Genomic DNA, 24,363 nt, shown 5'->3' with positions numbered 1-24,363 from the left:
CCAGTAGTTTATAGGGCGTGAGCGCAGCCCGTCCCGCCCCCGAAGCCCCGCAGCCGTTGAGTCCCCTCGTCGACGCCCACACGCACCTCGACGCGTGCGGTGCCGAGGACGCCGCGACGACCTCCGCGATCGTCGATCGTGCCGCCGCGGTGGGGGTCGGACGCATCGTCACCGTCGCCGACGATCTCGAGGCGGCGCGTTTCGCCGTGCGGGCTGCGCACTGGGACGACCGCGTCCACGCGGCCGTCGCCATCCATCCCACCCGCGCGAACAGTCTCGACGACGCTACCCGCGCCGAGATCGAGAAACTCGCCGCCGACCCGCGCTGCGTCGCGGTGGGGGAGACCGGCCTCGACCTCTACTGGCCCGGCAAGCTCGACGGGTGCGCCGAACCGGCCGAGCAGGAGGAGGGCTTCCGCTGGCACATCGACCTCGCGAAGCGACTCGGCAAGCCGCTGATGATCCACAACCGCGAGGCCGACGCCGACCTGCTGCGTGTCCTGCACGACGAGGGCGCACCCGAGAAGGTGATCTTCCACTGCTTCTCGTCGGATGCCGACATGGCCCGCCGCTGCGTCGACGCCGGATACCTGCTGAGCTTCTCGGGCACCGTGAGTTTCAAGAACGCGAAGGCCCTGCGTGAAGCGGCGCCGCTCGTGCCCCGCGAGCTGGTGCTGGTGGAGACCGACGCGCCGTTCCTGACCCCGCATCCCTTCCGGGGCGCGCCGAACGAGTCGTACTGCCTGCCGTACACCGTGCGCGCGCTCGCCGAGGTGCGGGGCGAGGACGCCGAGGAACTGGCGGCGGCCACCACCGCGAACGCCGAGCGGGTGTACGGACTTTCGTAAAGGGCACGCGCGTCCCCACTCCCGTCGTGAGAATACGGGCATGCGCTCCTTCGTCTACAACTCTCATCCGGTACGTGTGATCTTCGGCCCCGGTACCGCCTCGCGGGTCGCGGACGAAGTACGTCGACTCGATCGTTCCCGCGTTTTGCTGCTCGCCGGCGAGCACGTGCGGCACCAGGCGGAACTGGTCGAGAAGTATCTCGGCGATCTGCAGGTCGCGCGTTTCGACGGCGCGGTGATGCACACGCCGGTCGAGGTGACCGAACGGGTCCTCGGCCGGGTCACCGAGCACGACGTCGATGCGGTCGTCGTGGTGGGTGGCGGCTCGACCACAGGACTGGCCAAGGCACTGGCACTCCGCACGGGGATCGATCAGGTGATCCTGCCGACGACCTACGCCGGGTCGGAGGTGACGCCCGTTCTCGGTGAGACCGCCGACGGGGTGAAAACCACGCGTTCGTCGCCCGACATCCTTCCCGAGACCGTGATCTACGACGTCGAGTTCACCACCTCGATGCCCATTCCGTTGGCGGTGACCAGCGCGATCAACGCGATGGCCCACGCGGTCGAGGCCCTCTACTCCGAACAGGCCAATCCGATCGTCGACGCCCTCGCGCTCGAGGCCGTGGCCGCGATCGCCCGGGGTATCCCGGCGCTCGGTGCGGATTCGGCCGATCCCGAGGGGCGTTCGGATCTGCTGCTCGCGGCGTGGCTCTCCGGAACCTGTCTCGCCTCGGCAGGAATGGGGCTGCACCACAAGCTCTGTCACGTGCTGGGCGGCTCGTTCGACCTGCCGCATGCCGCCACGCACACCGTCGTGCTGCCCCACGCGCTCGCCTACAACGAACCGTCGGTACCGCACGTCATGGTGCGGGTCGCGCAGGCGCTCGGCACGGATTCGGCGTCCGCGGGCGTCTACGACCTCGTGGCGGCGGCCGGTGGGCCGACGAGTCTCGAGGAACTGGGGTTCCGGGAGTCCGATCTGGACGAGGCGGCACGACTGGCGACGGCGAAGCCGTATCCGAATCCCCGGGAGGTCACGGAGGTGGGCGTGCGACGGTTGCTGGGGGAGGCGTTCGCCGGTACCCGTCCGGAACCGGCGCAGAAGTCTGGTTGAAGCTACAACCAAGGGTTGCTACCTTAGTTGTCGCTTCAACTAAGTGGGGCTCTCCGGCCTCCTACCCGAAAGGCTCGAAATGAAGACTCCTCTCGTCCGCGACCTCGGCATCCTCGTGGCCCGACTCGTACTCGGTGTCATCTTCCTCGCGCACGGACTGCAGAAGTTCAATTCGTGGGGATACGAAGGCACCAAGGCCGGCTTCGAAGGAATGGGCGTGCCCGCCCCGGCCGTCTCGGCGTTCGTCGCCACCTGGATCGAGATCCTCGGCGGTCTCGCGCTCATCCTCGGTGTGCTCGTCCCCGTCTTCGGCGTCCTGCTGTTCCTGCTCATGCTCGGCGCGTTCTTCATCGTGCACGTGGAGAACGGAATCTACGTCGGCGACGGCGGTTTCGAACTCGTGGCCGCGCTCGGCGCAGGGGCCCTCCTACTCGCCGCGGTCGGTGCGGGAGCGTTCAGCGTCGACCGATTCCTCGCGCGGAAGGTTCCGCTCCTGCGCACGGCCTGACCTGCGGTTCCGCGGCGCTGTGGACGATTTCCCCCGATCGTCCTCAGCGCCTCTTCCGTCCGATGACGCGTGCTCAACGCATATGTCTTGTTATTCTCCTGCACGACATACGCGTTCACGGATCTCTCCGACAGGACCGATATGACCGTGCAGCAGGCTGTTCCGCGTCGCGACACCACGTGGAATGTCAATCGACAGACCTTCCTCGCGGGCGCGGGTGCGCTCCTCGCTGCCGGCCTCGTGGGCGCCGGATCATCTGCGGCACAGCCTCGGACACCGCAGCGTCCCAACATCCTCATCATCATGACCGACCAAGAGCGCCGGCCGATGCACTGGCCGGCCGACTGGGCGCGCAACAACCTGCCCAACCGGCAGCGTCTGGCCGACACCGGGCTGACCTTCACGCGGTCGTTCTGCAACGCCGCGATGTGCTCGCCCAGTCGCAGCACGTTCTTCACCGGCCTCTATCCCGCCCAGCACGGGGTGGTGAGCACCCTCACCGAGGGTGGCACGCTCTCGCCCACCGAACCCGTGCTGCCGGTGGACGGCCAGAACATGGCGAAGATGCTGCTCTCCGCCGGATACGACGTCCACTACCGCGGCAAATGGCACATGAGCAAGGGCGCCGACGGCGGCGACCCGTCGCCCGACGACATCGCGCGGTACGGCTTCGCGGGGTGGGAGCCCCCGGAGGCGGGGCAGGACACAGCACCCGAGAACTTCGGGGGTGGCTGCGCCGACCGCGACGGCAAGATCGCCTCCGACGCCGCCGAATTCCTGCGGTCGCGCAGCGCCTCCGACGACAGGCCGTTCGCGCTCATCGTGTCGTTCGCCAATCCCCACGACATCCTCTCGTACCCGAAGACTTGGGATCAGGTCGACGGCGACTGCAACAACTACGGGGCGTTCGCACCCGAAGCCTTCGAGCAGGGAATCGACCTGCCGCCCACCATCGACGAGGACCTGCTCCGCAACTTCAAGCCCACCGCCCAGGCCGAACTGCTCCTGCTGCTCGCAGGTGCGCTCGGTCCGCTCGTCGGTCCCGAAGCGGCACGGCAGTACGTCAACCTGTACGCCTACATGCACAAGGTCGTCGACCAGCACATCGGGACGGTTCTCGATGCGCTGGAATCGGTTTCGGGCATGCGCGAACGCACCGTCGTCTTCCGGGTGGCCGACCACGGTGAGATGGGGCTCTCCCACGGCGGACTCCGCCAGAAGGCCTTCAACGCCTACGAGGAGACGCTCAATGTCCCTCTCGTGGTGAGCAATCCGGTGATGTTCCCGAGGCCGGTCTCCACCGACGCGCTCGCGTCGCTGATCGACGTCATGCCCACCCTCGCGACGATGGCCGCCGTGCCCGACCGTTCGGCGTGGACGTTCAAGGGCGTCGACCTCACGCCCGTCATCGAGGGCGCGTCGTCCGGTGGCACGCCGCCACAGGTGCAGGACACCGTCCTGTTCACCTTCGACGACGAGAACGCCGCCGCGGCCAATGGGCAGACGACGGTGAAGCAGCCCAACCACATTCGTGCCGTCCGGCAGGACAGGTGGAAGTACGCGATGTACTTCGATCCGTCGGGACGCGCGCTGCCGCAGTTCGAGCTCTACGACCTGCACGACGATCCGCTCGAGACGCGCAACCGCGCGAACCCGCTCGATCTCGCGAACTTCGACCCGGTGCAGGTCGCGACCATGCACGCCGTCCTGATGGACGTGATGGCCCGCACGGGCACCACCCCGGCTGTGACGATTCCGCAGTTCCCCGTACCGAGCGGATCCGCCGATCTCCCGATTCCCAGCGGGTCGGCCGGACGCTGACGAAGCCGATCACCGGCAACCGCGACCATCGGTAGGCGGTCCCGGAAACCGCTGCGCCCGCGAAGCCGGCCGCTCCGTCCGAGCCTGTGGGCATCGGCACCTCGAACGCCCCCGCATGGGGCAGGGCACAGCTGCGCGCGCTCCTCGGCTACCTCACGGAGTCCATGTCCTTGCCGCCCGAATCGCGAGGAAGTTCTTCTTCCGAGTGTCGATCGAAATGGCGATTTCGGACACTTGAAAATGATCGAGCTAATATCGATCCGATATCTGTGACGTGCGTCGTGATCTGACAGAAATCATGATCTGTGCAGGTAAACGCGATGAAGTTGCGATAACAATGCCGTCTCGTTACCGTGCTGTGATCACAGTTGTCGTCCGTCTGGAAATAATCGTGTCACCTTTCATCAAGATCAATCGCCTCAAGTCGCCGGTGTTCTACTCGGTGGTCGCCGCCGTCTTCGTCACCCTCGGTGCCGGTGGCGCCACTGCTGTGGTTCAGCACAAGGACGTCGTCCTCGACGTCGACGGTGAGCAGCGTGCCTTCGGCACGATGAACTCCAACGTCGGCGACATCCTGGCCGCAGCCGGCTACACCGTCGACGAGAACGACGTCGTGGCCCCGGCCGTGGACTCGTCCGTCTCCGACGGCGACACCATCGTCCTGCGACAGGCTCGCGAGCTGCGCCTCACCGTCGACGGTGAGGAGCGCTCGGTGTGGACCACCGCGCTGACCGTCGACGAGGCGCTCGACCAGTTCCGCCTCTCCGACGACGCCTACGTCTCCGCCTCCCGTTCGCACCGCCTCCCGCTCGACGGTGCCGATCTCGAGGTCGTCAACCCCAAGATGGTGCGCTTCGCCGACAACGGCGCGCCCGCCGCCGAGGTGCGCGTCGCAGCGCCGACGGTCGCCGAGTTCCTCGAGGCCCAGGGCGCGAAGCTCGAGCAGGCCGACAGCGTCACCCCTGCCCTCGACGCGGAACTCGCGGAGGGCATGGAGGTCGTGGTCACCCGCGACCGGACCGAGTCGCGGACCGAGAACCTGCCGATCGCCCCGCCGGAGAACCGCGTGGACGATCCGAACATGCTCGAGGGTGAGGCCGCCGTGAGCGACCCGGGTGCTCCGGGCGAGCGGTCGGTGACCTTCGACGTTCACACCGTCAACGGTGTCGAGGTCGGACGCGCCGAGACCGCTTCGAAGGTCCTCGTCGAGCCGCGGCCCGTCGTGGTCCGCGTCGGCACCAAGCCGAAGCCCGCCGTGCCGGCCTCCGGTCGCGGCTCCACCTGGGACGCTCTCGCGCAGTGCGAGGCGACCGGCAACTGGGCGATCAACACCGGCAACGGTTTCTACGGTGGCCTGCAGTTCACGCAGCAGACGTGGGCCGGCTTCGGCGGCACCCAGTACGCGCCGCGTGCCGATCTCGCGACGCGCGAGCAGCAGATCGCCGTCGCGGAGAAGGTCCAGGCGGCCCAGGGCTGGGGCGCCTGGCCATCCTGCACCAGCAAGCTCGGTCTGCGCTGACCGGCGCGGGTGTGCGCGGTGTGACCTGCTCCCGAGTGCGCTAGGTTCACCACGTGTCAGCAGACGATCCCGAAACCTCTCCGAGGGCCACTCCGGCTTCTCCGCGCGGCCTCGCCGCGCTGCTCGGGCCCGCCGAGGTCCGCGCACTCGCGGAGGAGTTCGGGGTGCGCCCGACGAAGCAGCTCGGCCAGAACTTCGTGCACGACGCGAACACGGTGCGCCGCATCGTCAACGTCGCCGGGGTCGGCCCTGAGGATGTCGTGCTCGAGGTCGGGCCGGGCCTGGGTTCGCTCACTCTCGCCCTGCTCGACGTCGTCGACCGTGTGGTCGCTGTCGAGCTCGATCCCGTTCTCGCGCAGCGTATTCCCGTTACCGTGCGGGAGCGGGCCCCGCAGCTCGCCGACCGCTTCGACGTCGTGCACATGGACGCGATGAAGGTGCTGCCGAAGGATCTTCCCGTCACGCCCACCGCGCTGGTCGCGAACCTGCCCTACAACGTCGCGGTGCCGGTGCTGCTGCACCTTTTCTCTGAATTCCCTACTCTGCGAACCGCTCTCGTGATGGTGCAGGCCGAGGTCGCCGATCGGCTCGCAGCAGAACCGGGCGGTAAGATCTACGGCGTACCCAGCGTGAAGGCGCGGTTCTTCGGCGACGTCCGCAGGGCCGGCGCCGTCGGGCGTGCGGTCTTCTGGCCCGTTCCCCAGGTGGAATCGGGCCTCGTGCGTGTCGACCGCTATGCGGAGCCACCGTGGCCCACCGACGCCCGGACACGCGCCCGGGTCTTCGCCGTCGTCGACGCGGCCTTCGCTCAACGGCGAAAGACGTTGCGCGCAGCGTTGAGTGGATGGGCAGGTTCGCCCGCGGAGGCCGAGAGGCGCCTGCTGGCGGCCGGTATCGAGCCGTCGACCCGCGGGGAGAAGCTCGACGCCGCAGCCTTCGTGCGGCTCGCAGGGGTGGAGTGATCCCGGTCACTCTTCCTGGCGGTCGGATGCGATGTGTGGTTAAGTTGTCCTCGGTCGTTAGGTAGTGTGTTCGTGGTTTACCCCTCGCACATTTCTGGTTGCGAGCGGATGCGATAGCCACGATGGAATCGTTTCAGCCGTGTAGTGACAGACCCGGGGGCCGAAACCGACTCCCGACGAGACAGAACGTCTACATCCGTTCTGCCTGCAAGTGAAGGACAGCAACATGGCTGAAGGTACTGTGAAGTGGTTCAACGGCGAAAAGGGCTTCGGCTTCATCGCTCCCTCGGACGGCTCCGCTGACGTCTTCGTGCACTTCTCCGAGATCCAGGGCCGCGGCTTCCGCACCCTCGAGGAGAACCAGCGCGTGAGCTTCGAGATCGGCCAGGGCCAGAAGGGCCCGCAGGCCACCGGCGTGAACGTCATCGGCTGATACCGATAATTCTCCGAATCCGGGCCGGCACCTCAGGGTGCCGGCCCGGATTCGTTCGTCCGGTCAGCCGATCATTGCCCCGTAACCGGTGATGCCCAAGTTCGACGAACCGGTCGACGAGCCCGCCGAGTCGGCGGAGCCGGTCGCCATTCCGGCGGAGCCCGTGGGAGGGGTCACGCAGTCCACGAGATTCAGCGAGCGCAGGACCAGGTCGCCGAGCGAGCAGACGCGCGGCGGAGCCGGTTCGGCCGAGGCGACGCCGGCGGTTCCCATGGTGGCCGCCACGGCGACGGCGCAGACGGCGACCGCATTACGTACGGAACGAGTCACATTTCCTCCAGAGTGTTCAGAGTCGATCGATCGTAGAGCGTGGCCGCGGCGGTCGGGAAGCATCCGTATCCCGAGTAAGCTCTGTACTCGTGCTTTCCGTCGTGCCGACCCCCGTGACAGTGAGGGTCCCGTCCAAGGTCAACCTGCATCTCGCGGTGGGTGACCTCCGTCCTGACGGCTACCACGACCTGCACACCGTCTTCCAGGCTCTGTCCCTGTACGACGAGGTGTCGGTGGTCCCGGCCGACACCCTGAGCGTGACGGTGCGCGGCGCGGGCGCCGAGTCGGTACCTACCGATTCGACGAACCTGGCGTGGCGCGCCGCCGAGATGATGGCGGAACGGGCCGCACGTACACCCGACGTGGCGATCACGATCGACAAGGGCATCCCCGTGGCCGGCGGAATGGCCGGTGGCAGCGCCGACGCTGCCGCGACGCTGGTCGCGCTCGACACACTGTGGGGCATCGGGGCGCCCCGGGAGGACCTCGCGGATCTCGCCGTCCGCCTCGGCAGCGACGTGCCGTTCTGCCTCCACGGCGGAACGGCGATCGGAACAGGGCGGGGCGAGCGCCTCGTCCCAGTCCTCACCCGCGGCACCTTCCACTGGGTACTGGCCCTCGCGAAGGGGGGCCTGTCCACACCGGTCGTCTTCCGTGAACTCGACCGGCTGCGTGCCGAGGGAGAACCTCAGCGCATCGGCAGCGCGGATGCCGTGCTCTCCGCGCTCGGCTCCGGCGACGCCCACCAGCTCGCGCCGCTGCTCGGCAACGACCTGCAGGCCGCGGCCCTGTCCCTCGACCCGATGCTGCGACGCACGCTCCGGGCGGGTGTCGAGGCCGGGGCCCTGGCGGGCATCGTCTCCGGTTCCGGCCCCACCTGCGCGTTCCTCGTCGAGGACCAGCACGCCGCCGTCACCGTGAGTGCCGAACTCGCCGGTGCCGGTGTGTGCCGTACGGTGCGGGTCGCCTCCGGTCCGGTGCCCGGAGCCCGTGTCGTCGGCGACGCCGATCCCGCACACTCCTGATCCTGTAGTACATCCCCGCAATTTTCGGAAGGCGTTCCTCCACGTGGCGAATCTGATCAACCTCGAACAGGTCTCGAAGTCGTTCGGCATCAAGCCGTTACTCGACTCGGTGTCCCTCGGCGTGAACGAGGGGGAGCGGATCGGTGTCGTCGGCCTCAACGGCGGCGGCAAGACGACGATGCTCGAGGTGCTCGCCGGCATCGAGGAGCCCGATTCGGGCCGGGTGAGCCGCGTGAACGGTCTGCGCATGGCCGTCGTGACGCAGCGCGGCGGTCTGCCGGAGGGCTCGACCGTCGGCGAGGTGGTCCTCGGGCCGCTCGATGTGGCCGAGCACGAGTGGGCCGGTGATGCGCGCATCCGCTCGGTGCTCACCGGTATCGGCATCGACAATCTCGGTCTCGACGCGGTCGTCGACGGTCTGTCCGGTGGTGAGCGTCGCCGGGTCGCCCTCGCCGCAGCCCTCGTGCAGGATCTCGACCTGCTCGTCCTCGACGAGCCCACGAACCATCTCGACGTCGAAGGCGTGCAGTGGCTCGCCGAGCACCTGCTGTCGCGGCGCAGCGCGCTCGTCGTCGTCACCCACGACCGCTGGTTCCTCGATACCGTCGCGACGCGCACCTGGGAGGTCGTGAACGGCCGAGTCGAGAGCTACGAGGGCGGCTACAACGACTGGATCTTCGCGCGCGCCGAGCGTGCCCGCCAGGCCGACGCGATGGAGGAACGCCGCCGCAATCTCGCGCGCAAGGAACTCGCGTGGCTGCGTCGCGGAGCTCCGGCCCGCACGTCCAAGCCGAAGTACCGCATCGAGGCCGCCGAAGCGCTGATCGCGAACGTGCCGCCGCCGCGCGACTCGGTGGCGCTGGCATCGTTCGCGAAGCGCCGCCTGGGCCGCGTCGTCATCGAACTCGAGGACGCCACCCTCACCACCCCGGACGGGCGCGAACTGGTCCGCGACCTCACCTGGCGTCTCGGTCCGGGCGAGCGGATCGGTCTCGTCGGCGTCAACGGTTCGGGCAAGACGACCCTGCTGCGCACGCTCGCGGGCGAACTCGAACCGGCGCAGGGACGTCGCGTCCAGGGGCAGACCGTCGAGATCGGCTGGCTGCGGCAGGAACTCGACGACCTGCCCACCGACATGCGGGTGCTCGACGCCGTCAAGGACGTCGCCGAGCGGATCACACTGGGCGACAAGGAGATCTCCGCCGGTCAGCTCGCCGAACGTCTGGGCTTCACACCGGCGCGGCAGCGCACCCCCGTCGGCGACCTGTCCGGTGGTGAGCGTCGCCGGTTGCAGCTCACGCGCGTGCTCATGGCCGAACCGAACGTGCTGCTCCTCGACGAGCCCACCAACGACCTCGACATCGACACCCTCCAGCAGCTCGAGGACCTGCTCGACGGCTGGGCCGGAACCCTCGTGGTCATCAGCCACGACCGGTATCTCGTCGAACGCATCTGTGATTCGACGTGGGCCCTGTTCGGCGACGGCCGCCTGACGAACCTTCCCGGTGGCATCGAGGAGTACCTGCGCCGGCGCGCGGCCATGGGCGACGGCGACGTGCCGTCGGTGGCGTCGACCGTCTCGAAGACCGGTGACGCCGAGCAGCCGAAGAAGCGCGACGGTGCCGCCGAACGCACCGCGCGCAAGGAACTGTCGCGCCTGGAGCGTCTCGTCGCGAAGCTGACCGAGAAGGAGGAGAAGCTGCACCACGACCTCGCGGAGGCGGCGACCGATCCTGACCGGCTTCAGAAACTCGACGCGCAGTTGCGTGAGGTGGTCGCGGAGAAGGAGGCGGCCGAGGAGCAATGGATGGAGCTCGCCGAAGATCTCGACTGAATCCTCTTGACCTCGAGTCGGCTCGAGGTCGCAGGATGGGCGTCGTCAGAAGGAACGTCCATCAGGAGGATCCATGTCCGTCACCGAAACATCCGGTACCCCTACGCATCTCCCGCAGTCCCGGCTCGCGCGTTCCGCCGTGGTGGTCGCCGCGTCCGTCGTGACCGCACTGGTGATCGACCTCGCGCTGTGGGCCGTCGGGCTCATCGCGGGTGGCTCGTTCGAACACACCGACGCCGGTGAGGTGGTGAGCGCGGCGCCCGGTGGCGTGGTGCTCATGTCCGTCGTCCCGCTCACCGTCGGTCTCGCCGTCGCGGCCCTGCTCACCCTGTGGTGGAACGGTTTCGCGCGGATCGCCCAGGTCGTCGGGGCGTTGCTGCCGCTGGCGACGATCCAGGGCACGATCTCCGCGGACTTCGACACGCCGAGCACCGTCGCCCTGACGCTGATGCACGTCGTGATCGCCGTGGTGGTCGTCGTCGCCCTGGAGATGCTCCGTGCGCGTGACTGACACGAGTAGGGGGAGGAAATATGCGCTTCCGCAAGGAAAGTCGCACATTTCCTCCCCCTGATTCGGGCAGAGGCCTACGGTCAGGTCGAAGCAGCGCTGAGCGCGGGACGCGCGAACCGCTCGATCAGGTCGAGTTGCCCGACGAGACGATGTGCGGGGTGGCGATGCCGTGGCTGAACAGCGCCGAGATCAGGCCCGACGAACCACCGGCGAGGATGATCTCTTCGAGGATCGCGAGCATGTCGAGGGCGGTGCCGCCCGACCCGCCGTGCTCCTCTGCGACGGAGACGCCGATCAGGCCCGCGTCGGCGGTCTTGCGATGCAGTTCGCGCGGGATCTCGCCGGCGCGCTCCCATTCGTCGAGGTGGGGGACGATCTCCTTGCGGGTGAAGTCGGCAGCGAGTTGACGAAGTGCCTTCTGCTCGTCGGTGTCCCAGCGGATCACTTCGGTGGTGGTCATGCCTATTCGCCCTTCCAGACGGGTTCGCGCTTCTGTATGAAGGCCATGACGCCTTCGAGGGTGTCGGCGCTGGTGGTGAGACGTGCGAGGGCTTTGTCGGTGAGTTCCCAGGGCAGGTCCTCGGCGGGGACGTTGCCGTCGATGATGCCGCGGGCGACGGTCTTGCCGGCCTGCACGGCGAGCGGGGCGCCCTTCGCGATGTCGGCGGCGAGAGCGAGAGCGGTGTCGAGGACCTCGTCCTGTGGGACGACCCGGTTGACGAGGCCCCAGCGCAGCGCGTCGGCGGACGACATCGGCTTGCCCGTCAGGACGAGTTCCATCGCGACGGCGCGGGGGATGGCCTGGCCGATGCGGAAGACGCCGCCGGCACCGGCGATCAGGCCGCGGTGCACCTCGGGCAGACCGAATTCGGCGGTTTCGGATGCGACGACGAGATCGCTCGCGAGGGCGAGTTCGGTGCCACCACCGAGCGCGGTGCCGTTGACCGCGGCGATGACGGGCTTGGAGATGTGGTGCTTGACGACACCGGCGAAGCCCCAGTGGGCGGTTTCGGGCGGGGTGACGCCGTCCGGTCCTTTGGTGCCGAGGGCCTCGAGGTCGGCGCCGCCGCAGAAGACGGCGCCGCCTGCGCCGGTGAGCACCACGACGCGCACGTCGCGGTCCTCTTCGGCGCGGTCCCAGGCCTCACCGAGTGCCTGGTGCACGTCGGCGTTGATGCTGTTGGCCGCCTTGGGGCGGTTGATGGTGACGAGCAGGACGTGCTCGCGCTTCTCGACGTGAACGACGGGTTCGCTCACGACTGGTACTCCTCGGGGCACAGGTGTTCGGTGCGGGTGACGGTGAGAATGCCGCCGTCGTCGGTGACGTGGACGGTCTCGCCGACGATGTCGGCTCCGGCGGCGAGGACTGCGGCGCCGGTGGCGTCGGTCTGGCCGGAGACACGCCGGCCGTCGGGGGTGAGGCCGACGAGGAAACCGATCGACGGGTTGCCGTCGCGACCGAATTCGGCCGTGGCGGTGACAATCTGGACCTCGCCGCTGTAATCGGTGGCTGTCTCCGGCGCGGACGGCTCGAGCAGCACGTGCTCGGGGTCGCCGACGTAACCGTCGGTGTGCGGCGCGCAGCCGAGGACCACGACGTGCTGGTAGGTCAGGTAGCCACCGTTGCCGTGCACGAGGGCGAGCTCGCCGTCCTGGCGCAGCCGCTTGGCCACCGACACCACCGAGTGCAGCGTGTAGCTGTTGAGCGGGCCGCCGAAGAAGGAGTGGCCGCCGGTCACCGACGGGACGGTGTCGCGGGGGAGGCCGAGCTGCTCGATGAGCAGCTTCGGGACCACGGGGAAGCAGCTGTAGGCGTCGATGATGTCGAAGTCGCCGGGACGCAGGTCGCTCGCCGACAGTGTGCGCCGCAGCGCATCGTCGAGTGCGGCGGAGCGTCCGAAGTCGCCGCGGGCGAGCACGTCCGAGGGCTCGGTCGCGCCGGCGCCGCCCCACACGTAGAGCAGGTGGTCGTCGGGGACACCGAATTCGCGGGCCACGGCGAGCGAGGTGACGACCACGGCAGCGGCCTGGTCGACGAACGGCATCGCGTTGACCATCAGCGGGTACGGGTCGGTGACGAGGCGATTCTTGCCGGCGATGGTGCGGATGTCGTCGGCGGTGCGGCGCTCGGGGTTCCAGGACGCCGGGTTCCCGGCGGCGACCTCGGACAAGGCGGCGTACAGCGTCGCCGACCAGTCGAGCGACTTCTCGCGCGAGTGCCCGAGATCGTGGCTGAGCCGGTTCTCGAACAGCGGGTAGACCCGCGTGGGGACGATCATCCCGGCGCGCTGCATCGCGGGGCTGCCGAGGTCCTTGTTGCTGATAGGCGCGGGGCCGCCCGGGGCGGTGGTCCATCCCAGCGTGACCGGATCCGTTCCGGCCTTGTACGAGTTGGTCGCCGAGGCCTGCGCCTCGCCGCCGACGAGCAGCGCGACGGTGCTGGTGCCCGCGGCGATGTCGTGGCCGATGCGATCGAGCAGGGCTGCCGGCCAGTGGCCGCCGATCGGCGTGGTCGACGTGTGCTCGGGCGTCGCGCCGAGACGTTCGGCGAGCAGGCCCGGCAGGTCGTCGTAGTTCCAGCTCGCGGTCTTGATCGCGTGGATGGTGTCGATCCGCGTGGCGAGATCGGCGCCGGAGTCGGCGATCGCGGCGAGGGTGGCCTCGTGGATGAGGTCGAGCGGTTCACGCGGGTCGGCGGGCGCACCGGCACGGCCGGAGCGCAGGTCGCCGACCCCGATCACGACGGGAACCCGAGTGGGGTCGGTCATGGCGTTCCTTCGGTCTGCTCTTGAGGGGGGAGGACGCCGCCAGCTTAATGCGGACGATTTCAGTCTGTAAATCGAGGAGTGGTCTGGCACACTTTTCCGACGTGACCGAAGCACCCGCACCGCGCCGCCGCGGACGCCCCCGCGACGCCGACCTGGAGGACCGCGTGTTCGACGCCGTGCTCGAGGTGTACTCCGAGACGAGCTGGCGTGGTTTCACGCTCGACGCGGTCGCACGACGCGCGCGGGTGGGGCGCGCCGCCCTCTACCGCCGGTGGTCGAGCAAGGACGACCTGCTGGTCCAGGCCCTCGAAGCGCGCAGCCCGCTGCCCGTGCCGATCGACACCGGCGCGCTCCGATCCGATCTCGTCGAACTCGCCCGGCAGCTGTTGCGCGGTTACCGGACCACCCCCGGCCTGGCGAGCCTGCGCGTCGCGCTCGACGCCCGTGCCAACCCCGAACTGCTCGCCCGGCTGATCCACACCCTCAACCGCAGCCGCGTGCTCGCGGCGCGCACGATCGTGCACCGCGCCGTCGAGCGCGGCGAACTCCCCGCCGACACCTCGGCGACGCTGCTGCTCGAAATGGTCACCGGCACCGTGCTCAGTCATGCCCTGTTCGCGTTGGCCACCCCGGCCCAGAACGTCGACGACGACTACGCCGAACTCGTCGTCGACGCGACCATCCGCGCGCTGCGTCGTCCCGAGTCGTGACCGGCACGCCCTCCCGTGACCGAATCGCGATCGAATGCTGCCTGGTGACAGTGTGATTCCGGCCGTCTGCGCCGGTCGTCCGGGCTAGCCTGGAATGCGAATACTCGCAGGGGGCGCCAATGGGAGGCCGACGATGGATGTGCAGGCGGTAGCGGAGATCACGCGGCTCAAATACCGCTATGCGCGAGCGCTCGATACGAAGGACTGGGACGAGCTGGCGAACACCCTCACCCCCGACGCACACGCCGTCTACGGGGAGCATCTCGTTTTCGACTCACGCGACGCCTTCATAGGTTTCCTCGAGAACACGCTGGGAACGCGCTTGATCACGGAGCACACCTGTTCCCATCCCGAGATCGACATCGCCGACGACGGCCGCAGCGCCACCGGGGTGTGGTTGCTGTCCGACACCGTGATCATCCCCGAGGACGGGATGATGTTGCGCGGCTCGGCCTACTATCACGATCGGTACAGCCTCGGCGACGACGGATGCTGGCGGATCAGCCGCACCGGATATCAACGCAACTGGGAGACGGTCACATGCATGGGCGACTCGCCTTCGGTCCGGTTGACGACCAATCGATGGGCGCTGCTGCAGCAACCGAAAGCGTCCTGAGCGGGGACGACGAGATGGTCTCGGAGGGTTCCGGCGATTTTCCCCGTCCGGGGGCGCTGCCCTATCTGACGGTGCCGCGGGCCCACGAGGCGATCGAGTGGTACACCCGGGTCTTCGGAGCCTCGCTGACCGCCGAACCGGTCGTCATGGACGACGGTCGCGTCGGGCACGCCGAACTGCGGTTCCCCAGCGGAATGATCTATCTCGCAGACGAATTCCCCGAACTCGGACTCACGGCGCCGCAGGAGGGGGCGGTCTCGGTGAGCCTGATGCTCCAGGTGGCCGACACCGACACCGTGCTCACCCGCGCCCGTCTGGCCGGCGGTTCGGTCGAGAGGTGGATCAACGAGGCCCACGGTCATCGCAACGCGACCCTGCTCGACCCCTTCGGGCATCGCTGGATGCTCGTCGGCCCCCTGACCGGCAAGCTGCCGCCACCTCGGGAGTGAGCTCCCGAATCGGTACCATGCGGCGATGAGTGAGATCGCGCGTCGCAGTGAGTTTCCCGATACCCGCGGCTGGATCCGGGCCCTGCCCACCCTCACGGCGTCCGCGCCGCCGTTCGCACCGGCCGCGACGCCGCAGGAGACCTTCCTCCGCTGGCTCACCGAGGCGGCCGAGGCCGGCGTCGCCGAGCCGCACGCAGCGACCCTGTCGACCGTCGACCCGTCCGGGACGCCCGACGCGCGCATGCTGCTGATCAAGGACGTCACCGACGACGGCTGGTGGTTCTCCGGCGACGACCGTTCCCCGAAGGGCCGCCAGCTCGACGCGACACCGGCCGCCGCGCTCACCGTGTACTGGCGCGAACTCGGCCGGCAGGTACGCGTGCGCGGACCCGTCCTGGCCGGCCCACCCGAGGTGTGTGCCCGCGACTTCCGGGAACGGTCGGTCTTCGCCCGTGCCGTCGCATCCACGGGACACCAGAGCGAGGTCCTCACCGATTCCGCCGAGTACGACGACCTCGTACGGGAACGCCTGACCGCGCTCGAACACGATCCGGACCTCGTCTCGCCGCACTGGACGGCGTGGTGCGTCGCCGCTGAGGCCGTGGAGTTCTGGCAGGCGGATCCCGGCCGGCGGCACCTGCGGTATCGCTACCGGCGTGCGGGGGACCGGTGGGTCACCGAGGAACTTCATCCGTGACGTGTCGCGTGGCCGGGACGAGTCGCCCGCGACCGGTAGGCTCCCGCCCGTGAACGAGTCCTTCATCCGCACACGCGTCGCCAACGGAGTCGGCGAAGTGCAACTCGACCGTCCCGGTGCGCTCAACGCGCTCGACCGGTCGATGATCCGCGACATCCGCTCGTCGCTTCTCGCCTGGCGCGACGACCCGGCCGTCACGGCCGTGCTCGTCACCAGCACGTCCGACCGCGCGTTCTGCGCCGGTGGCGACGTCAAGCCGGTGCGCGAGCTGGCCCTCGAGGGGCGCTTCGACACCGTCCGCGAGTACTTCGCCGACGAGTACCGCCTCGACGAGCTGGTCGCCACCTACCCGAAGCCGTATCTCGCGGTCCTCGACGGCGTCACGATGGGCGGCGGGCTCGGTATCTCGGTGCACGGCGCGGTGCGCGTCACCACCGAGAAGACCACGATGGCCATGCCCGAGACGGCCATCGGGTTCGTTCCCGACATCGGGTCGAGCCACTTCCTCCCGCGCCTGCGCGGCACCACCGCGCGGTGCGATGCGGTGGGGATGTATCTCGGACTCACAGGCGCCCGCATCGATGCCGGCGACGCGCTGGCCGTCGGCCTGGCCACGCATTACGTGCCCAGTGCCCGCATCGACGACTTCGCCGACCGCATCCGCGCCGGGCAGTGGCGCGACGCCCTCGACGAGTTCGTCGAACCGACCCCCGAATCCTCCCTGGCGCAGCGTTTCCCCGACATCGAGACGGTGTTCGGCGACGGTACGGTGCTCGACATGGTGACCCGCCTCGACAGCCTCGCCGACATCGACGCCGAGTGGGCCGAGCAGACTCGCACGGCCCTGCGGTCGTTGTCGCCGACGAGCGTGTGGGCCACGGCCGAACTGATGCGACGCGGTGCCGAGAGCACGCTCGAGGAATGCTTCGCCCGCGAACTCGACGTCGCCGTGCGCGTCGCCGCGACGCCGGACTTCATCGAAGGTGTGCGCGCCGTGCTCGTCGACAAGACCCGCGACCCGCAGTGGTCGCCCGCGACGCTCGAGGACGTCGATCCGGCGGCGATCGCCGCACTGTTCGGCGACGGATAACCCGCGACCTGCCCGTCTCTACCGGGCGTGAACTCTACCGGGCGTGACGCTGCGGTACCTGCAGGTCGACGACGATCGGCTGCCCACCGAGGGTCGCGTGGATCTCGGGCTTCTCGAGGCCACCGGCCAGCAGGTACTCGCCGAGCAGCGTGAGCAGTTCATCGTTGTCCGCTATCGGGTCGCCGTGCGATCCGGTGCTACGCGGGTCGCCGTGCGATCCGGTGCTACGCGGGTCGCCGTGCGCTCCGGTGCTGCGGGAGTCGCGGGAGGTCAGTTCGTTCTGTGCGAGTCGCGCGGCGATACGCACCGACGCCACGCCCATCGAATTGCGCCGTGACGGGACCGGACCCGGTGCGGTGATCGTGCCCAGGCTCTCGGTGGCCGTCGGGGTCGTCGTGGTGGTGGCGGGCCCACTCGCGGAGCCGTTCGTGCCGGTGCTGCTCACCAGGGTCGTTCCTTCCTCGGAATTGCCGGCGCCCACCCCGCCGGCCGGGTCACCTTCGAGCGACGATGCATCCCCCACGCTCATGCGGTGTGTTCCGGGATCCGGCGTGCTCGTCAGCGGGGTACTGCTCGGAAGAGGAGTGCTCGGCAGCGGGTAGACGAAGGTGCCCGAGCGCTTCGCGCGTCCGGATCGCCTGCTCGTATCCGCCGTCCCACCGGACGACAGGTCCTCACCGGCTGCGGCCGGTACGTCGTCGTTCATCGACACAACTCCTGATTCCACCCGAATACGTCGGATCGACGAAAGGGAAAGTATCAGTAAAATCCGCTGGACGCACTACCCGTCCGGCATTGCCGGGACGCTCAGTCGGTCGCCGCGACCAACGGTTCGAGAGTCAGCTCCGGCAACTCCTTGAGGATGTACTGTAGCCGCCACTTGTCGCTGACGAGAGCGAGGAGCACGCCGTCCGACCGGGTGAACACCTCGACGCCGCGCTCGCGGTTCAGTTCGTCGGCCGAAGCCGCATCGGTGCGACGCGCGAGCGAGTAGCCGAGATGCTCGATCTTCGGGTCGACGTTGTACTCGGCCTTCATCCGCGCCGCGACCACCTCGAACTGCATCGGACCCACGGCCGCCATCACCGGCGACGCGTCGCCGCGGACGTCGTTGCGGAGGATCTGCACGACGCCCTCGGAATCCAGCTGGTCCACGGCCTTGCGGAACTGCTTGTACTTCGAGGCGCTCTCGGCCCGCAGGATCGCGAAGTGCTCGGGCGCGAACGACGGAATGGGCGGGAACTCCACCTTCTTGTCGATGTAGAGGGTATGCCCCGGCGCCAGCGCGGTGGCGTTGACCAGGCCGACGACGTCGCCGGGATAGGCGTTCTCCACCGTGGAACGTTCGCGGCCGAAGACCGTCAGCGCATACTTGGTGGCGAAGGGCTTACCGGTCTGCGCGTGCGTGACGACCATGCCGCGCTCGAACACACCCGAGACGACACGCATGAACGCGAGCCGGTCGCGGTGGGCGGTGTCCATGCCGGCCTGCACCTTGAACACGACGGCGCTGAACGGATCGTCGACCTCGCGAGCGGTCTCGTCGATGGCGAGACGGGCACGCGGTGGCGGTGCGAGCGTGACCAAGGTGTCGAGGATCTGCCGCACACCGAAGTTGAGCATCGCCGACGCGAAGATCACCGGCGAGGTCTGCCCGGCGAGGAACAATTCCTGATCGTGATCCTGGCCGTTGGACGACAGCAGTTCGGACTCCTCGGCGGCCTCGACCCAGGTGTCGCCCTCGAGGGCGAGCGCCTCGGCGGGGGACAGATGCTCCTCGGGCGCGATCTTGGCGCCACCGGCCGTGCGGGTGAACTTGATGTACTCGGCCGCGTCTCCGTCCTCGCCGCGACGCAGCAGACCGCGGAAGTCGCCGGCGATGCCCACGGGCCAGAACAGGGGAGTCGGCATCAGGCCGATGCGCTCGTCGATCTCGTCGAGCAGTTCCAGCGGCGTCCGGCCCGGTCGGTCCCACTTGTTGATGACGGTGACCACGGGGATGCCTCGGTGGCGGCACACCTGGAACAGCTTCAGGGTCTGCGGCTCGAGACCCTTCGCCGCGTCGATGAGCATGACGGCGGCGTCGACGGCGGTGAGGACGCGGTAGGTGTCCTCCGAGAAGTCGGAGTGACCGGGGGTGTCGACGAGATTGACGACGTTGACGACCTCGTCGTCGGTGCCCGCGACGTCCGAGCGGGTGTAGTTGAACTGCAGGGCCGTGGAGCTGACGGAGATGCCGCGGGCCTTCTCCATCTCCATCCAGTCGGAGACCGTCGACTTGCGGCCGGCCTTGCCGTGGACCGCGCCGGCCTCGGAGATGACCTTCGCGTGCAGGGCGAGCGCCTCGGTGAGCGTCGACTTACCGGCGTCGGGGTGGGAGATGACGGCGAAGGTGCGTCTGCGCTCGGCTTCGGCTCTGACCTCCTTCGCGGCCCCGGGCTTCGCTGTGCCGGAGGACTGCGCAGGCTCCGTCGTGCCGGTGGATTGACTGTCGGCCGAAGCGCGCGGGGTGCTCAACGGGAAAAACCTCTCGAAGGGGGCAGGAAGTAGGGGCGCTATCGCCGCCAACTCGTCCATGTTACTCGGCGATTCGGTGTCGATTTCCGCCAGATTCGATCACGTTTCCCCGAGGCCGCCCCATACCGACCACTCGACGGCGCACGCTGATGTGCAACTACCGGATCTTGATCGAGGTCGTGCACCACCGGACGAGGAGCGGGTCGTGAGCAGGTTCACCGAGGAGATGTACGCGACGGCGGAGTCGGACACCGGGGCTCTGGTCACCGGCGAACCGGATACGCCGTTGCGGCAGAACTGGGGAGAGATCCACCGGCAGGCCCGCCGCATGGCCGGCGCACTGGCCGCGGCGGGTATCGGACCCGGCGACGCGGTGGGTGTCCTCGCAGGACAACCGGTGGACATCGCACCGGTCTGCCAGGCCGTGTGGATGCGCGGCGGAAGCGTGACGATGCTGCACCAGCCCACGCCGCGCACCGACCTGCAGATGTGGTCGCGCGACACCGAGGTGGTCCTGCGGATGATCGACGCCCGCGCCGTCGTGCTCGGCGCACCCTTCGAGATCGCGGAGCCGCTGCTGCGCGAGCGGGGCATCTCCGTCGTCACCGTGGAGCGGATGCGGGAGGGGAGGCCCGTCGATCCCGTCGACACGGCGGAGTCCGACATCGTGCTCCAGCAGCTGACGTCCGGGTCCACCGGCTCGCCGAAGGCGGTGCGGATCACGCACGGCAACTTCTACGCCAACGCGACGGCGATGATGGACCGCGTCAAGTTCTCGCTCGACGACGACGTCATGATCAGCTGGCTGCCGCTGTTCCACGACATGGGCATGGTGGCCTTCCTCAGCGTCCCCATGCAGGTGGGCGCCGAGGTCGTCTCGGTCACGCCGCTGGACTTCCTGCGCTCTCCGATCCTGTGGGCGGAGCTGATCGGCAAGTATCACGGAACGCTCACCGCAGCACCGAATTTCGCGTACTCGTTGCTGGCCCGGAAGTTGTCGCAGGCGCCGGATGGCGCGCTCGACCTGTCGTCGATGCGCTGGATGTGGAACGGCGCCGAGCCGGTCGATCCCGACACGATGGAGGCCCTCGCGGAGGCCGGGGAGCGCTTCGGTCTCGACCCGTCCGCCCTCGCGCCCTCCTACGGGATGGCCGAGACCACGCTCGCGGTGTCGGTCCCCGATCCGGGACGCGGGATGGTGCTCGACGTGGTGGACCCCGACCTGCTCGAGGCCGGCGGGATGGCCGTGCCGACCAACCGCACCCACACGCGCCGCATGCCCACCCTCGGCCGTCTCGTGGCCGGTCTCGAGGGCCGGGTCGTCGGCCGTGACGGACAGGTGCTGCCACCCCGCGGCGTGGGCATCATCCAGTTGCGCGGCGAGGCCGTCACGCACGGCTATCTCACCGTGGACGGACCCGTACCCGCCCAGGACGCCGACGGCTGGCTCGACACCGGCGACGTGGGTTACTTCACCGAGGAAGGTCTCGTCGTGGTGTGCGGCCGGGTGAAGGACGTCATCATCATGGGCGGCCGCAACATCTATCCCACCGACATCGAGCGAGCGGCTGGGACCGTCGACGGGGTGCGTCCAGGCAACGCCGTCGCCATCCGGCTCGACGCGGGGGACAAGCGCGAATCGTTCGCGGTGGCCGTGGAGACCAAACTCTTCGACCACCCCGACGAGGTGCGCCGCATCGAACACGACGTCGTGCACGCGGTGGTCGCCGAGGTGGGCGTGCGGCCCCGCACGGTCGCGGTACTCGGTCCCGGCAGCATCCCGAAGACCTCCTCGGGCAAGCTGCGTCGCGGCACCTCGCTGGCACTGCTGACGCGGGCCTGAGCACCGCGCCACGCGACGCCGCTGCGACCGCGCCGGCCTCGGCGGAGGCGGGCGGTCAGTGGATACGGTTCTGGGCGCCCTCGAGGCCGAGCCTCAGCAGCAGTTCGACGGCGTCGGCGCCTTCCTCGCACCACACGTCGAGCTCCTTGCGTTCGGTCGCCGAGAACGGCTTGAGCACGAAGTCGGCGGGATCCTGGCGGCCGGGAGGGCGGCCGATGCCCATCCGGACCCGCAGGTAGTCCTTGGTGCCGAGCGCCGACGAGGTCGACCGCAGGCCGTTGTGCCCGTTCTCGCCACCGCCGAGCTTGAGCCGAATCGTGCCGAAGTCCAGGTCGAGTTCGTCGTGTAGGACGATCACGTTCGAGGGATCGACCGAGAAGAACTTGGCCAGGGAGGCGACCGGACCGCCGGACAGGTTCATGTAGGTGCGCGGCTTCGCGATGATCACCTGCCGCCCGTCGAGCCGGGCCTGCACGATGTCGGCGTTGCTGCGCTTGTGCGCGGAGAACTTGCCGCCGACGCGTCCGGCCAGCACGTCGGCCACCATGAATCCGATGTTGTGCCGGGTGTTCTCGTACTTCGGGCCGGGGTTGCCGAGACCGACCACGAGCGCGGCGTCGTCGCCCACGAACTGATCCTTCCGTGCATTCGAACGACGTGCGGCGCGCCACCCCGAAGGGATGACGCGCCGCACGAGTGACTTCACAGGGAGCCGGTGAAGGCTCAGGCCTCCTCGGAGGCCTCCTCGGAGGCCTCTTCAGCGGTCTCTTCGCCCTCGGCGCCTTCCAGGGCGTCGGCGGAGGGAGCCTCGACGATGTTCACGAGCAGCAGCTCGGGATCGTCCTGCAGGGTCGTGCCGGCGGGCAGCTCGACGCCACCGGCCAGGATCTGGGTGCCGGCCTCGGCGCCCTCGATCGAGACGGTGATCTCCTCGGGGATGTTCAGGGCGTCGGCCTCGAGCTTGATCGTGTTGACCTCGTTGACCACCAGCGTGCCGGAGCCGGCCTCACCGGAGAGGACGACGGGCACCTCGACGGTGACCTTCTCGCCCTTCTTCACGACGAGCAGGTCGGCGTGCTCGATGTAGCGACGGATGGGGTGGACGACGACCGACTTGGTCAGCGCGAGCTGATCCTCGCCGTCGACGTCGAGGGTGAGGATGGCGTTGGTGCCGTGGTTACGCAGCACGGCTGCGAACTCGAGGTCGGGGAGGGCGAGGTGCCGGGGCTCGGTGCCGTGGCCGTAGAGGACGGCGGGGACCTGGCCGGCGCGACGGGCGCGGCGTGCGGCACCCTTGCCGAACTCGGTGCGGACGCTGGCTACGAGACGATTCTCGTCGGACATGATGTGACGGCTCCTACGCTGGTGGCACTTGGTGGTCGGGTGTTCTCGAACGAACGGATCCGACACGTGCGACCGGGGAGCACATTGCTTCCGTCGCAGCCGCGTCGATCACGGTGATCCAGCGATATTTGCGGTTCACCCTCGCCGAGACAACTCGAACCACTTTACCGGACGACGTCGATCAGGGACAAACAGCCCTGTCGTCGACGCGCGTGAGCTTCACGACCGGGCGATGTCGTGCACCGAGGCGAGGAACCTGTCGACGTCGGCGGGGGAGACGAAGTAGTGCGGCGACGCCCGCACCACCGACTGCAGGTCGCGCGAGGTCATGTCCAGCAGCGTCGAACTGCGGCTGCTGACCGTGACCGTCACGGACCGCTCGGCCAGGGCGTCGCGGACCTCCCGCGGGTCGCGGCCGTCCACGGTGAACGAGACGATGCCGCTGCGCTGCTCGCCGAGGTCGGTGACGGTGACGCCGTCGATGCCCGCGAGCCCCTCGCGCACGTGCCCGGCCCGGTAGGCCACCGCCTCGGCCACGGCGTCGACACCCAGATCGAGGAGATAGTCCACGGCCACGCCGAGCCCGAGCCGGGCCGCCACTCCGGCCTCCCACATCTCGAAGCGGGTGGCGTCCGGAGCGAGTTCGTAGCTGTCGGCCGAGGTCCACGAGGCGCTGTGCAGGTCGAGAACGGCCGGTTCGAGTTCGCTCACCAGGCGCGGCCGCACGTAGAGGAAACCGGTGCCGCGCGGCCCGCGGAGCCACTTGCGCCCGGTGCCCGACAGTGCGTCGACGTCGAGTTCGGGCACGCTCACCGGCAGCTGCCCCACCGACTGGCACGCGTCGAGCAGCACGAGCGCCCCGACCGCGTGCGCGGCGTCGGCGATCTCCCGCACCGGGTTGACGAGCCCGCCGTTGGTGGGGGCGTGCACGACGGACACCAGCCGCACCCGTTCGTCGAGCATCCCCTCGAGCGCCTCGACGTCGACGCGGCCGGACGGATCGGACGGAACGACCTCGACGGTGGCGCCGGTCGCCCGCGCGCGCTGCAGCGCGGCGATCGCGTTCGCGGCGTATTCGGCCTGCGAGATCAGGATGCGGTCGCCGGGTCGCAGCGGCACCGCGTAGAAGAAGGACGTCCACGCCCGCGAGGCGCCGTCGGACAGCGCGAGGGAGGTCTCCGGCACGTCGAACAGGCGGCCGAGCGAGGTCTTCACGGCCGTCAGGTCGTCGAGCCGTTCGTCGGCCGCCACGTACCCGCCGATCTCGGCCTCGCGGCGCAGGTGCGCGAGCATCGTCTCGAGCACCGGTGCCGGGGGCAGCGACGAGCCGGCGCTGTCGAGGAAGACCCGGTCGAAGCATCCCGGTGTGTCGCGTCGGGCCGCCTGGAGGTCCAGCACGGGCCGCTCACCTCCTCCGTCGT

The 24,363-nt window shown here is 69.0% G+C and carries 25 protein-coding genes; 16 read left to right on the top strand and 9 right to left on the bottom strand.

The window, feature by feature from the left end; genetic code table 11:
* The first annotated feature begins 17 nt into the window (after positions 1-17).
* The 7 genes from ACQR3U_RS14230 to ACQR3U_RS14200 all read left to right on the top strand — a co-directional run bounded on the left by ACQR3U_RS14230 (position 18) and on the right by ACQR3U_RS14200 (position 7,208).
* Positions 18-848 carry a TatD family hydrolase gene (locus tag ACQR3U_RS14230; RefSeq protein WP_060652139.1) on the top strand — a complete coding sequence of 277 codons (831 nt, stop codon included), beginning with the start codon at positions 18-20 and terminating at the stop codon, positions 846-848.
* A 40-nt stretch (positions 849-888) separates the two neighbouring features.
* On the top strand, positions 889-1,965 hold the full coding sequence (locus ACQR3U_RS14225; protein ID WP_006553815.1) for a maleylacetate reductase: 1,077 nt from the start codon (positions 889-891) through the stop codon (positions 1,963-1,965).
* Positions 1,966-2,044: 79 nt separating this feature from the next.
* Positions 2,045-2,473 (top strand): DoxX family protein, encoded by a 429-nt coding sequence (locus tag ACQR3U_RS14220; protein WP_019288774.1) that lies wholly within the window; start codon positions 2,045-2,047, stop codon positions 2,471-2,473.
* Between the two features lie 141 nt (positions 2,474-2,614).
* Positions 2,615-4,294: a sulfatase-like hydrolase/transferase gene (locus ACQR3U_RS14215; protein WP_269065721.1), complete on the top strand. Its 1,680-nt coding sequence runs from the start codon at positions 2,615-2,617 to the stop codon at positions 4,292-4,294.
* Between the two features lie 391 nt (positions 4,295-4,685).
* Positions 4,686-5,813: a resuscitation-promoting factor gene (locus tag ACQR3U_RS14210; RefSeq protein WP_230810729.1), complete on the top strand. Its 1,128-nt coding sequence runs from the start codon at positions 4,686-4,688 to the stop codon at positions 5,811-5,813.
* Positions 5,814-5,866: 53 nt separating this feature from the next.
* A complete protein-coding gene (rsmA, locus tag ACQR3U_RS14205) occupies positions 5,867-6,775 on the top strand; it encodes a 16S rRNA (adenine(1518)-N(6)/adenine(1519)-N(6))-dimethyltransferase RsmA (RefSeq protein ID WP_230810730.1) in 909 nt (302 codons plus the stop codon).
* A gap of 226 nt (positions 6,776-7,001) precedes the next feature.
* Positions 7,002-7,208: a cold-shock protein gene (locus ACQR3U_RS14200; RefSeq protein ID WP_006553820.1), complete on the top strand. Its 207-nt coding sequence runs from the start codon at positions 7,002-7,004 to the stop codon at positions 7,206-7,208.
* A gap of 63 nt (positions 7,209-7,271) precedes the next feature.
* Here ACQR3U_RS14200 and ACQR3U_RS14195 read toward each other — a convergent pair whose 3' ends face one another.
* Entirely contained in the window at positions 7,272-7,538 is a 267-nt protein-coding gene (locus tag ACQR3U_RS14195; protein ID WP_006553821.1) for a hypothetical protein, read from the bottom strand.
* Between the two features lie 89 nt (positions 7,539-7,627).
* On the opposite strand from ACQR3U_RS14195, the gene ACQR3U_RS14190 reads away from it, so the two are divergent.
* From ACQR3U_RS14190 to ACQR3U_RS14180, 3 genes are all read left to right on the top strand, one after another.
* On the top strand, positions 7,628-8,563 hold the full coding sequence (locus ACQR3U_RS14190) for a 4-(cytidine 5'-diphospho)-2-C-methyl-D-erythritol kinase (RefSeq protein WP_037216304.1): 936 nt from the start codon (positions 7,628-7,630) through the stop codon (positions 8,561-8,563).
* 43 nt (positions 8,564-8,606) lie between these two features.
* Positions 8,607-10,397 carry an ABC-F family ATP-binding cassette domain-containing protein gene (locus ACQR3U_RS14185; protein ID WP_230810731.1) on the top strand — a complete coding sequence of 597 codons (1,791 nt, stop codon included), beginning with the start codon at positions 8,607-8,609 and terminating at the stop codon, positions 10,395-10,397.
* 73 nt (positions 10,398-10,470) lie between these two features.
* A complete protein-coding gene (locus ACQR3U_RS14180) occupies positions 10,471-10,908 on the top strand; it encodes a DUF6069 family protein (protein WP_217580074.1) in 438 nt (145 codons plus the stop codon).
* Positions 10,909-11,032: 124 nt separating this feature from the next.
* Here the strand turns inward: ACQR3U_RS14180 and ACQR3U_RS14175 are convergent, their stop codons facing one another.
* The 3 genes from ACQR3U_RS14175 to ACQR3U_RS14165 are packed head-to-tail and all read right to left on the bottom strand — an operon-like array spanning position 11,033 to position 13,676.
* Positions 11,033-11,368, bottom strand: a complete 336-nt coding sequence (locus ACQR3U_RS14175) for an acyl-CoA dehydrogenase family protein (RefSeq protein WP_230810732.1) — start codon at positions 11,366-11,368, stop codon at positions 11,033-11,035.
* 2 nt (positions 11,369-11,370) lie between these two features.
* Positions 11,371-12,165, bottom strand: coding sequence for an enoyl-CoA hydratase/isomerase family protein (locus ACQR3U_RS14170; protein WP_200359579.1), 795 nt, complete (start codon positions 12,163-12,165; stop codon positions 11,371-11,373).
* Entirely contained in the window at positions 12,162-13,676 is a 1,515-nt protein-coding gene (locus ACQR3U_RS14165; RefSeq protein ID WP_230810733.1) for an acetyl-CoA acetyltransferase, read from the bottom strand. Before ACQR3U_RS14165 ends, ACQR3U_RS14170 begins: the two co-directional genes overlap by 4 nt.
* Before the next feature lie 101 nt (positions 13,677-13,777).
* Here ACQR3U_RS14165 and ACQR3U_RS14160 point away from each other — a divergent pair, with 101 nt between their 5' ends.
* The 5 genes from ACQR3U_RS14160 (at position 13,778) to ACQR3U_RS14140 (ending at position 17,238) form a co-directional block, all read left to right on the top strand.
* The gene (locus tag ACQR3U_RS14160) at positions 13,778-14,386 is read left to right on the top strand and encodes a TetR-like C-terminal domain-containing protein (RefSeq protein ID WP_006553828.1); all 609 of its coding nucleotides are present in this window, start codon (positions 13,778-13,780) and stop codon (positions 14,384-14,386) included.
* Positions 14,387-14,519: 133 nt separating this feature from the next.
* Complete coding sequence (locus ACQR3U_RS14155) at positions 14,520-15,002, top strand: nuclear transport factor 2 family protein (RefSeq protein WP_024103220.1); 483 nt, start codon at positions 14,520-14,522, stop codon at positions 15,000-15,002.
* 14 nt (positions 15,003-15,016) lie between these two features.
* Positions 15,017-15,451 (top strand): VOC family protein, encoded by a 435-nt coding sequence (locus ACQR3U_RS14150; RefSeq protein ID WP_019288765.1) that lies wholly within the window; start codon positions 15,017-15,019, stop codon positions 15,449-15,451.
* Positions 15,452-15,476: 25 nt separating this feature from the next.
* The gene (locus tag ACQR3U_RS14145; protein WP_006553831.1) at positions 15,477-16,148 is read left to right on the top strand and encodes a pyridoxine/pyridoxamine 5'-phosphate oxidase; all 672 of its coding nucleotides are present in this window, start codon (positions 15,477-15,479) and stop codon (positions 16,146-16,148) included.
* A gap of 49 nt (positions 16,149-16,197) precedes the next feature.
* Positions 16,198-17,238 carry an enoyl-CoA hydratase/isomerase family protein gene (locus ACQR3U_RS14140; RefSeq protein WP_019288763.1) on the top strand — a complete coding sequence of 347 codons (1,041 nt, stop codon included), beginning with the start codon at positions 16,198-16,200 and terminating at the stop codon, positions 17,236-17,238.
* 34 nt (positions 17,239-17,272) lie between these two features.
* Here the strand turns inward: ACQR3U_RS14140 and ACQR3U_RS14135 are convergent, their stop codons facing one another.
* Positions 17,273-17,950, bottom strand: a complete 678-nt coding sequence (locus tag ACQR3U_RS14135) for a hypothetical protein (protein WP_064060584.1) — start codon at positions 17,948-17,950, stop codon at positions 17,273-17,275.
* Positions 17,951-18,045: 95 nt separating this feature from the next.
* Entirely contained in the window at positions 18,046-19,755 is a 1,710-nt protein-coding gene (locus ACQR3U_RS14130) for a peptide chain release factor 3 (RefSeq protein ID WP_230810734.1), read from the bottom strand.
* A gap of 205 nt (positions 19,756-19,960) precedes the next feature.
* Here ACQR3U_RS14130 and ACQR3U_RS14125 point away from each other — a divergent pair, with 205 nt between their 5' ends.
* Positions 19,961-21,598 (top strand): fatty acyl-AMP ligase, encoded by a 1,638-nt coding sequence (locus ACQR3U_RS14125; RefSeq protein ID WP_230810735.1) that lies wholly within the window; start codon positions 19,961-19,963, stop codon positions 21,596-21,598.
* Positions 21,599-21,653: 55 nt separating this feature from the next.
* Here the strand turns inward: ACQR3U_RS14125 and pth are convergent, their stop codons facing one another.
* The 3 genes from pth to ACQR3U_RS14110 all read right to left on the bottom strand — a co-directional run bounded on the left by pth (position 21,654) and on the right by ACQR3U_RS14110 (position 24,340).
* Positions 21,654-22,226 carry an aminoacyl-tRNA hydrolase gene (gene pth / locus ACQR3U_RS14120; protein ID WP_006553836.1) on the bottom strand — a complete coding sequence of 191 codons (573 nt, stop codon included), beginning with the start codon at positions 22,224-22,226 and terminating at the stop codon, positions 21,654-21,656.
* 95 nt (positions 22,227-22,321) lie between these two features.
* On the bottom strand, positions 22,322-22,942 hold the full coding sequence (locus ACQR3U_RS14115) for a 50S ribosomal protein L25/general stress protein Ctc (RefSeq protein ID WP_230810736.1): 621 nt from the start codon (positions 22,940-22,942) through the stop codon (positions 22,322-22,324).
* Positions 22,943-23,161: 219 nt separating this feature from the next.
* Positions 23,162-24,340 carry an aminotransferase class V-fold PLP-dependent enzyme gene (locus tag ACQR3U_RS14110; RefSeq protein WP_230810737.1) on the bottom strand — a complete coding sequence of 393 codons (1,179 nt, stop codon included), beginning with the start codon at positions 24,338-24,340 and terminating at the stop codon, positions 23,162-23,164.
* Positions 24,341-24,363 lie beyond the last annotated feature (23 nt).

It is taken from the genome of Rhodococcus sp. IEGM1339 (assembly GCF_050321925.1).
GTDB lineage: Bacteria > Actinomycetota > Actinomycetes > Mycobacteriales > Mycobacteriaceae > Rhodococcus > Rhodococcus pyridinivorans.
The sequence above is the reverse complement of the archived record's forward strand: the minus strand, read 5'-3'. Positions and strand labels throughout refer to the sequence as shown.

What these genes read in the sequence shown, in the direction of transcription:
- ACQR3U_RS14200 (WP_006553820.1), top strand. Translation starts at nt 7,002, where the DNA reads ATGGCTGAAGGTACTGTGAAGTGGTTCAACGGCGAAAAGGGCTTCGGC.
- ACQR3U_RS14165 (WP_230810733.1), bottom strand. Translation starts at nt 13,676, where the DNA reads ATGACCGACCCCACTCGGGTTCCCGTCGTGATCGGGGTCGGCGACCTG.
- ACQR3U_RS14115 (WP_230810736.1), bottom strand. Translation starts at nt 22,942, where the DNA reads ATGTCCGACGAGAATCGTCTCGTAGCCAGCGTCCGCACCGAGTTCGGC.
- ACQR3U_RS14155 (WP_024103220.1), top strand. Translation starts at nt 14,520, where the DNA reads ATGGATGTGCAGGCGGTAGCGGAGATCACGCGGCTCAAATACCGCTAT.
- ACQR3U_RS14220 (WP_019288774.1), top strand. Translation starts at nt 2,045, where the DNA reads ATGAAGACTCCTCTCGTCCGCGACCTCGGCATCCTCGTGGCCCGACTC.
- ACQR3U_RS14175 (WP_230810732.1), bottom strand. Translation starts at nt 11,368, where the DNA reads ATGACCACCACCGAAGTGATCCGCTGGGACACCGACGAGCAGAAGGCA.
- ACQR3U_RS14180 (WP_217580074.1), top strand. Translation starts at nt 10,471, where the DNA reads ATGTCCGTCACCGAAACATCCGGTACCCCTACGCATCTCCCGCAGTCC.
- ACQR3U_RS14145 (WP_006553831.1), top strand. Translation starts at nt 15,477, where the DNA reads ATGAGTGAGATCGCGCGTCGCAGTGAGTTTCCCGATACCCGCGGCTGG.
- ACQR3U_RS14225 (WP_006553815.1), top strand. Translation starts at nt 889, where the DNA reads ATGCGCTCCTTCGTCTACAACTCTCATCCGGTACGTGTGATCTTCGGC.
- ACQR3U_RS14150 (WP_019288765.1), top strand. Translation starts at nt 15,017, where the DNA reads ATGGTCTCGGAGGGTTCCGGCGATTTTCCCCGTCCGGGGGCGCTGCCC.
- ACQR3U_RS14215 (WP_269065721.1), top strand. Translation starts at nt 2,615, where the DNA reads ATGACCGTGCAGCAGGCTGTTCCGCGTCGCGACACCACGTGGAATGTC.